Genomic DNA, 12,855 nt, shown 5'->3' on the forward strand with positions numbered 1-12,855 from the left:
ACGCTGGATTTATTGCTATGATGCGCGGCGGGCAGCCTTTTGGAATATCAAACGGACATAAGGAGGCAAACCAAATGGCAATCGAATTTGGTTCCCGCAAAGAAAACTTTGACAACTTCAAAGTTTACGAGACTACGCTGGCAGGCCGCCCCTTCAAGGTGGAAATGGGCAAGATGTGCGGCTTGTCCAACGCAAGCGCCCTCATCCGCTACGGCGAGACCTGCGTGATGTGCAACGTGGTCATGAGCCCTAAGCCCCGCGAAGGCGTCGATTTCTTCCCCTTGAATGTGGAGTACGAGGAAAAGCTCTACGCCGCAGGCCGCATCCCCGGCAGCTTCATGCGCCGTGAGGGCCGCCCCGGCGAGCGCGCCATCCTGACCAGCCGCGTCGTGGACCGCCCCATGCGCCCCCTGTTCCCCAAGGAGATGCGCAACGACGTCTGCATCACCATGACGGTCATGAGCCTTGACCCCGATTGCAGCCCCGAGATCGCCGGCATGATCGGCGCTTCGCTGGTCACTGCCGTGTCGGAGATCCCCTGGAACGGCCCCATCGGCGGCGTGCAGGTGGGTCTGGTGGACGGCGAGATCGTCCTGAACCCCACGCAGGAGCAGCGCAGAAAGAGCGACCTCGCCCTGACCGTTGCCGCCACCATGGACAAGATCGTCATGATCGAGGCCGGTGCCAACGAGGTGGATGAGGACACCATGCTGGACGCCATCAAGGCCGCTCATGTGGAGATCAAGAAGGTCATCGGGTTCATCAACAGCATCGTGGCCGAGCGCGGCAAGCCGAAGATCGATTTTCAGGTCGTGGGCCTCGATATGGATATGTTCCATGCCATCAAGGAGAAGTATCTGGACGACTTCAAGGCCGCCATGGACACCGACGACAAGAATGTGCGTGACGCCGCCCTGCTGCCCATCATGGACAAGATCGCCGAGGAGTACCCCGACCTGACCGACGCCGACCTCGACCTCGTCAGCTACAAGATGCAGAAGTACGTCGTCCGCCGCTGGCTGCTGGATGAGGGCAAGCGTGTGGATGGCCGCGGCATCAACGAGATCCGTCCGCTGGCCGCAGAGGTCGGCATCCTGCCCCGCGTGCATGGCTCCGGTATGTTCACCCGCGGCCAGACACAGGTGCTCACCACCTGCACCCTCGGCGGCACCAAGGACAACCAGCTCATGGATGACCTGACCGACGAGCAGACCAAGCGGTACATCCACCACTACAACTTCCCGCCGTACTCCGTCGGCGAGGCCCGCGCACCCCGCAGCCCCGGCCGCCGCGAGATCGGCCACGGCGCACTGGCCGAGCGCGCTCTCGTGCCCGTGCTGCCCTCTCTGGAGGAGTTCCCCTACACCATCCGCTGCGTGTCTGAGGTCCTGTCCTCCAACGGCTCTACCTCGCAGGCTTCCATCTGCGGCTCGACGCTGGCCCTGATGGACGCAGGCGTGCCCATCAAGGCTCCGGTCGCCGGCATCTCCTGCGGCCTCATCACCGAGGGCGACCGCTGGATGACCATGCTGGACATTCAGGGCGTCGAGGACTTCCACGGCGACATGGACTTCAAGGTGGGCGGCACCCGCAAGGGCATCACCGCCATCCAGATGGACATCAAGATCGACGGCCTGACCTACGACATCATCGCCGAGGCTTTCGAGAAGTGCCGCAAGGGCCGTCTGTACATCCTCGATGAGATCATCAAGCCGGTCATCGCCGAGCCTCGCCATGAGCTGAGCCGCTGGGCACCCAAGATGTTCAGCATGATGATCCCCACCGATAAGATCAAGGATGTCATCGGCAAGGGCGGCAAGGTCATTCAGGACATCTGCGCCACCTGCAACTGCAAGATCGATGTGCAGGAGGACGGCCATGTCTTCGTCTCTGCGGTGGATCAGGAGGATGCAAAGCGTGCCATCTTTACCATCAGGACCATCGTGGAGGACCCCGAGATCGGTGCCATCTACAAGGGCAAAGTCACCCGTCTGATGAACTTCGGCGCCTTCGTCGAGATCGCTCCGGGCAAGGAGGGCCTCGTCCACATCTCCAAGCTGGACACCAAGCGGGTCGAGCGGGTGGAGGATGTGGTCGCCGTGGGCGATGCCATCGTCGTCAAGGTGACGGACATCGACCAGCAGGGCCGCATCAACCTGAGCCGCCGCGATGCCATTCTGGCTCTGGAAGCCAAGAAGGCACAGCAGGAGCAGGGCTAAATCACGTTTTCCAAAATGCCTCCGCGCACCTCGCGCGGGGGCATTTTTGTCTGCCGGGCGAAAAAATTTTAGTTCCCTACCAGAAAAGTTTGTTGTAAGGGTTGACAAATCCTGTCAAGGCGAGTACAATAAACGCAATATCACAAAAATGGCTGTGAAGAGAAGAGTAAGCTTTCGCATGAGCCTTACCAGAAAGCCCGGAGGATGGAAAAGGGCAGGAGACAGGGAGCTGAAAATGGTCTCGGAGCTGCGCGGACGACGAGCAAGAGCATTAGTCCGCGACGGGTGCGCCCGTTAAAGCGTCCGGCTGTAAGCAGAAAGAGTTTCTGCCGCAGTTTTGAGGCAGCGTCCGTGAGGATGCTGCGAACCAAGGTGGTACCACGGAAGTTTCAGGCCTCCGTCCTTGTGCAGCGCAGAGCTGACAGGGACGGAGGCTTTTTTCGAGCTTCCGTCCAGAGCTGGCGCGGACTGTGCCGCGCCGCCGTACATTTTATCCAAACAATAGAGAGGGAACAAAACTATGATTACTCGTCGTGATTTTCTGAAAGTTACTGGTGTTGCAGCCGCTGCTGCTGCCCTGACCGCCTGCGGCGGCTCTTCCTCCACCGCAAGCTCTGCTGCTTCCGGCGCTGCTTCTTCTGAGGCTGCTTCCGCTGCTGCAAAGCTGGACAAGATCAAGGTCGCTGTCCCCAACGACACCACCAACGAGGCCCGCGCCCTGACCCTGCTGGAGAAGAACGGCTTCTTCAAGCTGAAGGCAGACGCCGGTCTGACCGCCACCAAGAACGACATCGAGGAGAACCCCCTGAATGTCACCGTCGATGAGGTCGAGGCTGCTCAGGTGCCCAACGTCCTGCAGGACGAGGACTACGCGGTCATCAACTCCAACTACGCCATCTCCGCTGGTCTGGACCCCATGACCGACGCTCTGGCCATGGAGGACGGCTCCTCTGCTTACGTCAACGTGCTGGTCTGCAAGGAGGGCAACGAGAACGAGCCGAAGATCAAGGCGCTGGTGGCTGCTCTGCAGAGCCAGCAGGTCAAGGACTTCATGGATGAAAACTACAAGGGTGCTGTCGTCTCCGTCGTCGAGAACCCCACTGACGGCTACGATCCCTCCATCGACTATGACGCACTGAACGGCGAGACCGTCAGCTGCGCCGCTACCCCCGCTCCCCACTGCGAGGTGCTGGAGGTCTGCAAGGACATTCTGGCCGCCAAGGGCATCACGCTGGACATTCAGGAGTACGACGACTATGTGATCCCCAACACCATCGTCGAGGACGGCCAGTGCGACACCAACTACTTCCAGCATCAGCCGTATCTGGACAACTTCAATGAGGAAAAGGGCACCCATCTGGTGACGGTCGCCGGCATCCACGTCGAGCCGATGGGCATCTACGGCGGCAAGCAGGACAGCCTTGCCCCCATCGAGGGTTAAGACCCTACTAAGGAGTAAACTGTGATCGAGATCAAACACCTTTCCAAGACTTTCCAGATGAAGGACGGCGCGGTGAATGCGCTGAAGGACATCGACCTGACCATCCCCGATGGCTCCATCTACGGCATCATTGGTATGTCGGGCGCGGGCAAATCCACGCTGGTGCGCTGCATCAACCTGCTGGAACGCCCCACCGAGGGCAGCGTCGTCATCGACGGCACCGCGATGGAGACCCTGTCTCCCGCCGCCCTGCGGGAGCGCCGCCGGGACATCACCATGATCTTCCAGCAGTTCAATCTGCTGATGCAGCGCAGCTGCCTGAAGAACATCTGCTTCCCGATGGAGCTGGCGGGCGTGAAGAAAGCCGACGCCGAAAAGCGCGCAAAAGAGCTGCTGGAAATGGTGGGCCTGCCCGATAAGGCCAACGCCTACCCCGCCCAGCTCTCCGGTGGCCAGAAGCAGCGCATCGCCATTGCCCGTGCGCTGGCCACCGACCCCAAAGTCCTGCTCTGCGATGAGGCCACCAGTGCGCTGGACCCCAATACGACCCACGCCATCCTGACCCTCATCAAGGACATCAACAAAAAGCTGGGCATCACGGTGGTGGTCATTACCCACCAGATGAGCGTCGTGGAAGAGATCTGCGACCGGGTCGCCATTCTGGACGGCGGCGTGGTCGTGGAGCAGGGAGAGGTGCGCGAGATCTTCGCAAATCCCAAGACGGCTGCGGCCAAGCGCCTTGTCGCCCCCAACGGCGGCAGCGCGGCCCGCGACCTCTCGAGCTTTGCGCCCGATGACCACGTCGTGCGTGTGACCTTTAACGGCTCGTCCGCCGCAAAGCCGCTGGTGGCGAGTCTCGCAGCGGAGAAGGGCATCCTTGTGTCGGTACTCAGCGCCGACACCCGCGACCTGAGCGGCCAGTGCTATGGCTCGATGCTGCTCAAGCTTCCCCGCGATACCGAACAGGCAAAGCAGGCTGTGTGCTATATGCGCAGCCAGAATGGTGTGACCGTTGAGGAGGTGACCGGAGAATGAGCTTTGCAGATTATGGCTTCGCCATCTGGGAGACGTTCTATGTGACCGTCCTCTCCACGGCATTTTCTCTGGTGCTGGGCCTGCCGCTGGGCGTTCTGCTGGTGGCGGGCGACAAGGACGGCGTGCTGCCCCTGCCGGGCTGGCTGATGCACATCCTGAACATCGTCATCAACATCCTGCGCAGCGTGCCCTTCCTCATCCTGATGATCTGCGTTTTCCCGCTGACCCGCGCCATCGTGGGCACCACCGTCGGCACCAAGGCCACCATCGTTCCGCTGGTGGTCGCGGCCTTCCCCTTTGTGGCCCGCCTCGTGGAGACGAGCCTGCGCGAGCTGGACGAGGGCGTCGTGGAAGCAGCCCAGAGCATGGGCGCGACCCCCTTCCAGATCATCACCAAGGTCATGATCCCTGAGTGCCTGCCCGGCCTCATCTCCAGCATGACCACTGCCCTGACCACCATCCTCGGCTACTCGGCCATGTCCGGCGTCATCGGCGGCGGCGGTCTGGGCAAGATCGCCCTGTCCTACGGCTACTACCGCTATCAGACCAACATCATGATCGTCTGCGTCGTGCTGCTGGTGCTCATGGTGCAGGTGTTCCAGACCGTCGGCACCTTCTGGGCGACCAAGAGCGATAAGCGGCTGAGAAAGTAAGTGGTCGCTCAACCTCTCCGTCACGGCTGTCGCCGTGCCACCTCCCCTAACGAGGGGAGGCTTTGGCATAGCGGAAAGCTTTCCCTCTTCGCCAGAAGCTCCCCTACAAGGGGAGCTGTCGAGCAAATGCGAGACTGAGAGGTTGGATGGAAGGACGGCCTGACCGTAGGTTGTAAACTTAGAGGTCTCGGCTTCCAGCAGGGAACAAAATTTAACGAACCGATTCCCCGCCGGAGGCCTGCCCTCTGGCGGGGAATTGTGCTATACAGACAAACCCAGTAAAGGAGTATGTTGCAATGAACCGTGATACCATCTGCGTGCAGGGCGGCTACACCCCCGGCAACGGCGAACCCCGCCAGATCCCCATCATCCAGTCCACCACCTTCAAGTACGCCACCAGCGAGGACATGGGCAAACTGTTCGACCTCGAAGCCGACGGCTACTTCTACTCCCGCCTGCAGAACCCCACCTGTGATCTGGTGGCGAAAAAGATCTGCGAGCTGGAGGGCGGCACCGCCGCCATGCTGACGTCCAGCGGTCAGGCCGCAAACTTCTTCGCACTGTTCAACCTCTGCGAGGCAGGCGACCACATCGTGGCGTCCAGCACCATCTACGGCGGCACCTTCAACCTCATCTCCGTCACCATGAAGAAGATGGGCATTACCGCCACCTTTGTGGACCCGCTGTGCAGCGAGGAGGAGCTGGACGCTGCCTTCCAGCCCAACACCAAGGTCGTGTTCGGCGAGACCATCGCAAACCCTGCCCTCACTGTGCTGGACATTGAGAAGTTCGCCAAGGCCGCCCACGCCCACGGCGTACCCCTCATCGTGGACAACACCTTCCCCACGCCGGTCAACTGCCGCCCCTTCGAGTGGGGGGCTGACATCGTGACCCACTCGACCACCAAATATATGGACGGCCATGGTGCGGTGCTGGGCGGTGCCATCGTGGACGGCGGAAAGTTCGACTGGATGGCCCACGCCGACAAGTTCCCCGGACTGTGCACCCCCGACGAGAGCTATCACGGCATCACCTACGCCGAGCGCTTTGGCAAGGAGGGGGCATTCATCACCAAGGCCACCGCACAGCTGATGCGGGACTTCGGCTCGATGCAGTCCCCCATGAACGCCTATATGCTGAACCTCGGCCTTGAGAGCCTCCACGTCCGGATGCAGCGCCACTGCGAGAACGGCATGGCCGTCGCAAAGTTCCTCGAGGCCCACCCGAAGGTGGCCTACGTCAACTACTGCGGCCTCGAGAGCAGCCCCTACCATGCACTGGCCCGGAAGTATCTGCCGAGCGGCAGCTGCGGCGTCGTCTCCTTCGGTCTGGCCGGAGGCCGCGAGGCGGCCAGCACCTTCATGAAGGAGCTGAAGCTTGCCGCCATCGAGACCCATGTGGCCGATGCCCGTACCTGCTGCCTCAACCCGGCCTCCAGCACCCATCGCCAGATGAACGACGAGCAGCTGGCCGCTGCCGGTGTGCCTGCCGAGCTGGTGCGGATGAGCTGCGGACTGGAAAGCAGCGAGGACCTCATCGCAGATATTGCACAGGCACTCGATAAAATCTAAGGAGAAATCGCTATGCCCCTGATCATCCCCAAGACCCTTCCCGCCTATGACGCCCTCTACGAGGAAAATGTTTTCGTCATGCACCGGGAACGGGCGCTCTCCCAGCACATCCGCCCGCTGGAGATCCTCATCCTGAACCTCATGCCGACGAAAATTGCGACTGAGACGCAGATCGCCCGCCTGCTGGCCAATACGCCTCTTCAGGTGCACATGACCCTGCTGCAGACGGCCAGCCACGCGGCGACCCATGTCTCGGCGGCCCACCTCGAGACGTTCTACAAGACCTTCGACGAGGTGAAGAATAACCGCTACGACGGCATGATCATCACCGGCGCACCGGTGGAGAAGATCGACTTCGAGCAGGTGGACTACTGGCCGGAGCTGTGCGAGATCATGGACTTCAGCGAGACGAATGTCTACTCCACCCTCCACGTCTGCTGGGGTGCGCAGGCGGGGCTTTATTACCACTACGGCATCCGCAAGCAGCTGCTGGACGAGAAGATGTTCGGCGTCTTCGAGCACAGGGTCACACGCCCCTCGAACCCGCTGGTGCGGGGCTTCGACGAGGTGTTCTACGCCCCCCACAGCCGCCACACCGGCATCTCCCGCGAGGATGTGCTGAACTGCAAGGCCCTGCGCATCCTCGCCGAGAGCGACGAGGCAGGCCCCTTCCTGATGAGCACCGAGAATGGCCGGCAGATCTTCGTCACCGGCCATCCGGAGTACGACAAGTACACCCTCGACGCCGAGTACAAGCGGGATGTGGCCAAGGACCTGCCCATCGCTGTGCCGAAGAACTACTACCCAGAGGACGACCCCGCCCAGCCGCCCCTCTTCCGCTGGCGCGCTCACGCACATCTGCTGTATGAGAACTGGCTGAACTACTACGTCTACCAGAATACGCCCTACGATCTGGGAGCCATCAAGCGGGTGGAGCACGGGGAAGAATAAACAAAGAACGCCCTCTCCGCACGAAACGAGGAGGGCATTTTTGTAAGGAGAATTTGTATGGGAATCGAATCAGAATGGAAAAACCGGGGCATCCGGGTGGGCAAGCTGCCCTGCGGCCCGCTGGACAAGATCAGTGACGTGCCGGGCGTCACGGTGGGCCACTGCACGCTGTCGGACGGCGAGGTCCAGACCGGCGTCACCGCCCTGCTGCCCCATCCGGGGGATATTTTCCACGATAAGGTGATGGCGGCCAGCCACGTCATCAACGGTTTCGGCAAGACCACCGGCCTTGTCCAGATCGAGGAGCTGGGCACGCTGGAGACGCCCATCCTCTTCACCAACACCCTCAGCGTGGGCACGGTGGAGACGGCGCTGGTGAAGTATATGCTGGACCGGAACCCCGACATCTGCGAGACCACCGGCAGCGTCAACCCGGTGGTCTGCGAGTGCAACGACAGCGGCCTGAACGACATCCGGGGCCTCCATGTCACCGAGGAAAATGTGTGGGCCGCGCTGGCCGACTGCCGCGCCGACTTCGCCGAGGGTGCGGTGGGCGCAGGCCGGGGAATGCGCTGCCATGGCCTGAAGGGTGGCATCGGCTCGGCCTCCCGCGTGGTGGAGCTGGACGGGAAGCCCTACACCATCGGTGCGCTGGTGCTCTCCAACCACGCCGTCTTCGACGACCTCGTAGTGGCGGGCACCCCCATCCAGACCCTGCTGGACGCCAGCATCCCGCCCCACGAGGACAAAGGCTCTATTATCACGGTGCTGGCGACGGACATCCCCCTCAGTGAGCGCCAGCTGCGGCGGCTCTGCCACCGGGCGCTGGTGGGCCTGTCCCGCACCGGCTCCTTCTGCGGAAACGGTTCGGGCGAGATCGTCATCGCCTTCACCACCGCGAACCGGGTGCCCCATGACTCGGAAAAGGCCATCCTGCCAATGGGCATGGTCCACGACGACGCCATCAACCCCCTGTTCCGGGCCGTGGCCGAGTGCGTGGAGGAGAGCGTCCTGAGCAGTCTGCTCCACGCGGAGACCGTTACCGGCCATCATGGCCGGACGGTCAAGTGCTTGAGTGATCTGCTGAAATATAGCAATTCAACTTTTTAATGCAGCAGCAACAGCGTTGAATTGCATATCGCAAATATGCTGTTTTCATGTCGCACTAATTTCTTGCCTTGCGATAAAATCGAAGCCGCGGGATGCTTTATGCATCCTGCGGCTTTTGTGATTGCAGATTGTCGAAAACTGTGTTATACTAATTTTGCTGCTTTGGCGGCAAGGCACTGCACATACGGCAGGCGGTTGGCCTACACTTCCCGAAAGGGGGTGAGGCAATGCGGATTACTTTCCATATTGGTGAGTTTACTATCACCATTATCGTGAAAAAACGCTGAACCGCCACCTCGGCAAAGGCGACGGTTCAATAGAGCTTAAAACCTTAGACTAGAGGCTAACCGCTTGTCGCAGTGCCTTTTCTATTTTTAGTATAGTTTGTTTTACGCGAATTGTCAAGCACGGGGAAGTTATTTCCGCCGTGCTTTTTTCTTCCGGACGCTGTAGCCGAAGGTGCCCAGCTTTTTGCCCAGTGCCAGATATTCGCCGTGGCTGTAGACGATGAGCCTGGCCTTGTCGAGGCAGAGCTTGCCATTTTCGTCCAGCAGGCTTTCGTCCACGTCGCAGGCGGCGACTTCAGCGAGGAAGAGGTCGTGGCTGCCCAGCGGGATGACCTGCGTCACCCGGCATTCCAGATTGACGGGGCTTTCGGCGAGGATGGGGCAGTCCGTCAGCACCGAGCCGGGGGCGGCATGGAGGCCGCAGGCCGCGAATTTATCGAAGTCCCGGCCGCTCCTGACGCCGCACCAGTCCACCGACTTCACCAGTGCCTCGGTGGGCAGGTTGATGGCGAACTGTCCGCTCTCCTTGATGAGATGGTGGCTGTACCGCTCGGGGCGGACGCTGATGGACACCATGCTGGGCTGGGTGCAGATGGTGCCCGTCCAGCCGATGGTGATGAGGTTGGGCTTGTCCAGCCCGCCGCAGGAGACCAGCACCGGCGGCTCCGGGTTCAGCAGGGTGCTGCCCCGCCAGCTCTGTTTGTTCATCCGTGATACTTCCTTTCGTAGGGTGCCCATGTCCGCTCGCTGATGATGTAGCGGGGGCGGGCCTTGGTTTCCATGTAGATCTTGCCGACGTATTCGCCGATGACGCCCAGACAGACCAGCTGGACGCCGCCCATGAAGCAGACGATGCAGATGGTGGAGGCCCAGCCGGCCACGACGCTGCCCCTGACCGCCTGCACGATGGCCCAGAGGACGCCGATGAAGCTGATGAGGCTGACCACGATGCCCGCCCCGGTGATGAGGCGGATGGGCTTGTTCGACAGGCTGGTGATGCCGTCGAAGGCGAGGGCCAGCATCTTGCGCAGCGGGTAGTGGCTCTCACCGGCCAGACGCTCGTGGCGCTCGTAATAGACGGTGTCGCTGGGGTAGCCCACCAGCGGCACCATGCCCCGCAGGAAGATGTTCACCTCGCGGTAGTCGGCAAAGCTTTCCAGCACACGGGTGCTGATGAGGCGGTAGTCGGCATGGTTGAAGACGATGTCGGCCCCCAGCGCGTTCATCACATGGTAGAAGCCCTCGGCGGTGAACCGCTTGAAGAAGGTGTCGGTGTCCCGGCGGCTGCGCACGCCATAGACCACCTCGGCCCCGGCGAGATACTTCTTGACCATCTCGTCCATGGCGTTGATGTCGTCCTGACCGTCGCAGTCGATGGAGATGGTAATGTCGCAGCTGCCGCTGTGGAGCGCCTCCATCAGCCCGGCCAGCACGGCGTTCTGGTGGCCGCGGTTGCGGCTCTGGGAGATGCCGATGAAGTGCTCGTCCTCAGCGGAAAATCTCTGGATGAGGGACCATGTGGCGTCGCGGGAGCCGTCGTTGACAAAGAGCACCCGGCTCTTCTCGCTGACAAGGCCCGCTGTGGCAAGGTCGTTGATCTTTTTCAGGAACAGGGGGGCCGTGATGGGCAGCACCTGCTCCTCGTTGTAGCAGGGGATGACGATCCATAGGATAGGTTTGGACATGATGAAGTTCTCCTTTATAAAACCATCCGCCGCAGCGCTTCCGGCTCCAGCAGCTTGAAGCTGCTCCGATAAGTCTCCAGCAGGCCGTCCCGCTGCATGAGGCTCAGCTCCCGGGAGAGGGCGCTGCGGTCGCAGTTGAGGTAATCGGCCAACTGGATGCGGGAGTAGGGGATGGTGAAGGTAAGGCTGTGGTGCACCTCCGCCTCGCTGAGGAGGTAGGCGCACACCTTGGCCCGCAGGCTCTTGAGCAGCAGCAGGTCCACCCGGCGGGAGAGGAGGAAATATTTGTCGCTGATGGTGCGCACGAGATTTTGTAAGACCCGCTGGCGGGCCGGGTCGGCCCCGGGCAGCAGGAGCTTTTCGTAGGGCATCAGCAGCACCTCACAGGGGGCGGAGGCCATCACCGTCACCGGGCTGGAAAGGCTCGAGCCGCCCAGCACGTCGCCGAATACGCCGCCCGGCCCCATCTGGCTGATGGGCAGACGCGCCCCGCTGGCGGCAGGGTGATAGGCTTCGATGGTGCCCGAGAGCACCACGCCCACCCGGCGGTTGGTCTGCCCGGCCAGCACGAGGGTCTCGCCCCGGCTGTAGGTGCGCAATACGGCTCCCACGTTGCCCAGCAGGACCCGGAGCGATTCGGCCTCCAGCCCGGCGAACAGAGAGGTGGATTGTAACAGCGGAAGATAGTTTTCCATACCCATTCCGTGAGGTTTTCCCCGGGCCCTCACCGCCCTTCTGCGATTCCGTTGCATACGCAACGGTATTTTTTCTTTTATTATAGTAAACTTGGGGGCGTAAAGCAAATGGTTTTTGCAAATTTTCTGCGGGAAAATTTATCCCGATGAAAGTGAGGAACTGTACAAAATGAAAAAACTGACATCTCTGCTCCTGTCGGCGGTGCTGCTGGTGAGTATGCTGGCCTGCGGCGCATCGGCCAAGACCAACACCAAGGTGCGGATCGCCGGCCTGAAAGGCCCCACCACCATGGGCCTCGTCAACCTGCTGAGCATGGAGAAGGAGGGCACCGCCTCCCTCGACTACGACCTGCAGCTCTACGGTGCAGCCGATGAGATCGTGCCCAAGCTCATCAAGGGCGACCTCGATATGGCTGCGATCCCGGCCAACCTCGCCGCCACCCTCTACCAGAAGACGAACGGCGGCATTCAGGTCATGGCAGTGAACACGCTGGGTGTGCTCTACGTCGTGGAGAAGGGCGACACCGTCCACAGCTTCGCCGACCTCAAGGGCCGCACCATCCTCTCCACCGGCAAGGGCACGACGCCGGAATACGTCCTGCGCTATCTGCTCCGGAAGAACGGCCTCGACCCCGACAGGGACGTGAAGATCGAGTATTACAGCGAGGCCTCTGAGGTCACGGCCCAGATGGCCGCTGCCAAGAAGGACGCCATCGCCGTTCTGCCCCAGCCTTACGTCACTGCCGCCCAGATGAAGGACAGCAGCCTCCGCGTCGTCCTTGACCTGACCCGCGAGTGGAACAAGATCTGCGATACCCAGCTCATTACCGGCGTCACCGTGGTGCGCACCGAGTACGCCAAAAAGAACCCGGACGTCATCGCCGCCTTCCTGACCGACTACCAGAAGAGCGTCAAGGCTGCGAATGAGGACATCGACGGAACTGCCGCCCTGTGTGAGCAGGTCGGCGTGGTGGCCAAGGCGGCGATCGCCAAAAAGGCCCTGCCCAAGTGCAATATCGTCTACCGCAACGGCGAGGAAATGAAGAAGGACATCTCCGCCTATCTGCAGGTGCTCTACGATGCCTCGCCCGCTTCTGTGGGCGGCAAGCTGCCGGACGATGGCTTCTACTACACCGAGCCGTCCGTCCTCCGCAAGGTCATGGCGGCCATCCGCAACTCTGCAAAGTAAGTTTTGCAACGAAAAACTG

11 protein-coding genes and 1 other annotated feature are annotated in these 12,855 nt (G+C 61.3%); of the genes, 8 read left to right on the forward strand and 3 right to left on the reverse strand.

Going from position 1 to position 12,855, the window contains the following annotated elements; translation table 11 throughout:
- The first annotated feature begins 74 nt into the window (after positions 1-74).
- The 7 genes from MTP38_RS03490 (at position 75) to MTP38_RS03520 (ending at position 8,980) form a co-directional block, all read left to right on the forward strand.
- Positions 75-2,219 carry a polyribonucleotide nucleotidyltransferase gene (locus MTP38_RS03490; protein ID WP_227620320.1) on the forward strand — a complete coding sequence of 715 codons (2,145 nt, stop codon included), beginning with the start codon at positions 75-77 and terminating at the stop codon, positions 2,217-2,219.
- Positions 2,220-2,364: 145 nt separating this feature from the next.
- Positions 2,365-2,627 (forward strand) — a binding site (T-box leader).
- A 112-nt stretch (positions 2,628-2,739) separates the two neighbouring features.
- Positions 2,740-3,660, forward strand: coding sequence for a MetQ/NlpA family ABC transporter substrate-binding protein (locus MTP38_RS03495; protein WP_227620321.1), 921 nt, complete (start codon positions 2,740-2,742; stop codon positions 3,658-3,660).
- A gap of 21 nt (positions 3,661-3,681) precedes the next feature.
- The gene (locus MTP38_RS03500; protein ID WP_249234276.1) at positions 3,682-4,695 is read left to right on the forward strand and encodes a methionine ABC transporter ATP-binding protein; all 1,014 of its coding nucleotides are present in this window, start codon (positions 3,682-3,684) and stop codon (positions 4,693-4,695) included.
- Positions 4,692-5,348 (forward strand): methionine ABC transporter permease, encoded by a 657-nt coding sequence (locus MTP38_RS03505; RefSeq protein WP_249234277.1) that lies wholly within the window; start codon positions 4,692-4,694, stop codon positions 5,346-5,348. Before MTP38_RS03500 ends, MTP38_RS03505 begins: the two co-directional genes overlap by 4 nt.
- A gap of 296 nt (positions 5,349-5,644) precedes the next feature.
- Complete coding sequence (locus MTP38_RS03510) at positions 5,645-6,919, forward strand: O-acetylhomoserine aminocarboxypropyltransferase/cysteine synthase family protein (protein WP_249234278.1); 1,275 nt, start codon at positions 5,645-5,647, stop codon at positions 6,917-6,919.
- A gap of 12 nt (positions 6,920-6,931) precedes the next feature.
- Positions 6,932-7,870 carry a homoserine O-acetyltransferase MetA gene (metA, locus tag MTP38_RS03515; RefSeq protein WP_249234279.1) on the forward strand — a complete coding sequence of 313 codons (939 nt, stop codon included), beginning with the start codon at positions 6,932-6,934 and terminating at the stop codon, positions 7,868-7,870.
- A gap of 57 nt (positions 7,871-7,927) precedes the next feature.
- A complete protein-coding gene (locus MTP38_RS03520) occupies positions 7,928-8,980 on the forward strand; it encodes a DmpA family aminopeptidase (protein ID WP_227620326.1) in 1,053 nt (350 codons plus the stop codon).
- Between the two features lie 416 nt (positions 8,981-9,396).
- Here the strand turns inward: MTP38_RS03520 and MTP38_RS03525 are convergent, their stop codons facing one another.
- The 3 genes from MTP38_RS03525 to MTP38_RS03535 are packed head-to-tail and all read right to left on the reverse strand — an operon-like array spanning position 9,397 to position 11,653.
- Complete coding sequence (locus MTP38_RS03525) at positions 9,397-9,975, reverse strand: flavin reductase family protein (protein WP_249234280.1); 579 nt, start codon at positions 9,973-9,975, stop codon at positions 9,397-9,399.
- Complete coding sequence (locus MTP38_RS03530) at positions 9,972-10,952, reverse strand: glycosyltransferase family 2 protein (protein ID WP_249234281.1); 981 nt, start codon at positions 10,950-10,952, stop codon at positions 9,972-9,974. Before MTP38_RS03530 ends, MTP38_RS03525 begins: the two co-directional genes overlap by 4 nt.
- 14 nt (positions 10,953-10,966) lie before the next feature.
- The gene (locus MTP38_RS03535) at positions 10,967-11,653 is read right to left on the reverse strand and encodes a Crp/Fnr family transcriptional regulator (RefSeq protein WP_249234282.1); all 687 of its coding nucleotides are present in this window, start codon (positions 11,651-11,653) and stop codon (positions 10,967-10,969) included.
- 163 nt (positions 11,654-11,816) lie between these two features.
- Between MTP38_RS03535 and MTP38_RS03540 the strand changes: the two genes are divergently transcribed.
- Positions 11,817-12,836 (forward strand): ABC transporter substrate-binding protein, encoded by a 1,020-nt coding sequence (locus MTP38_RS03540; protein WP_249234283.1) that lies wholly within the window; start codon positions 11,817-11,819, stop codon positions 12,834-12,836.
- Positions 12,837-12,855: the final 19 nt, after the last annotated feature.

Origin of the sequence: Faecalibacterium sp. I3-3-89 (genome assembly GCF_023347275.1) — a bacterium.
GTDB lineage: Bacteria > Bacillota > Clostridia > Oscillospirales > Ruminococcaceae > Faecalibacterium > Faecalibacterium butyricigenerans.

Coding starts and splice junctions, on each gene's coding strand:
- MTP38_RS03490 (WP_227620320.1), top strand. CDS start 75: ATGGCAATCGAATTTGGTTCCCGCAAAGAAAACTTTGACAACTTCAAA.
- MTP38_RS03495 (WP_227620321.1), top strand. CDS start 2,740: ATGATTACTCGTCGTGATTTTCTGAAAGTTACTGGTGTTGCAGCCGCT.
- MTP38_RS03540 (WP_249234283.1), top strand. CDS start 11,817: ATGAAAAAACTGACATCTCTGCTCCTGTCGGCGGTGCTGCTGGTGAGT.
- MTP38_RS03505 (WP_249234277.1), top strand. CDS start 4,692: ATGAGCTTTGCAGATTATGGCTTCGCCATCTGGGAGACGTTCTATGTG.
- MTP38_RS03520 (WP_227620326.1), top strand. CDS start 7,928: ATGGGAATCGAATCAGAATGGAAAAACCGGGGCATCCGGGTGGGCAAG.
- MTP38_RS03530 (WP_249234281.1), bottom strand. CDS start 10,952: ATGTCCAAACCTATCCTATGGATCGTCATCCCCTGCTACAACGAGGAG.
- MTP38_RS03510 (WP_249234278.1), top strand. CDS start 5,645: ATGAACCGTGATACCATCTGCGTGCAGGGCGGCTACACCCCCGGCAAC.
- MTP38_RS03535 (WP_249234282.1), bottom strand. CDS start 11,653: ATGGGTATGGAAAACTATCTTCCGCTGTTACAATCCACCTCTCTGTTC.
- MTP38_RS03525 (WP_249234280.1), bottom strand. CDS start 9,975: ATGAACAAACAGAGCTGGCGGGGCAGCACCCTGCTGAACCCGGAGCCG.
- metA (WP_249234279.1), top strand. CDS start 6,932: ATGCCCCTGATCATCCCCAAGACCCTTCCCGCCTATGACGCCCTCTAC.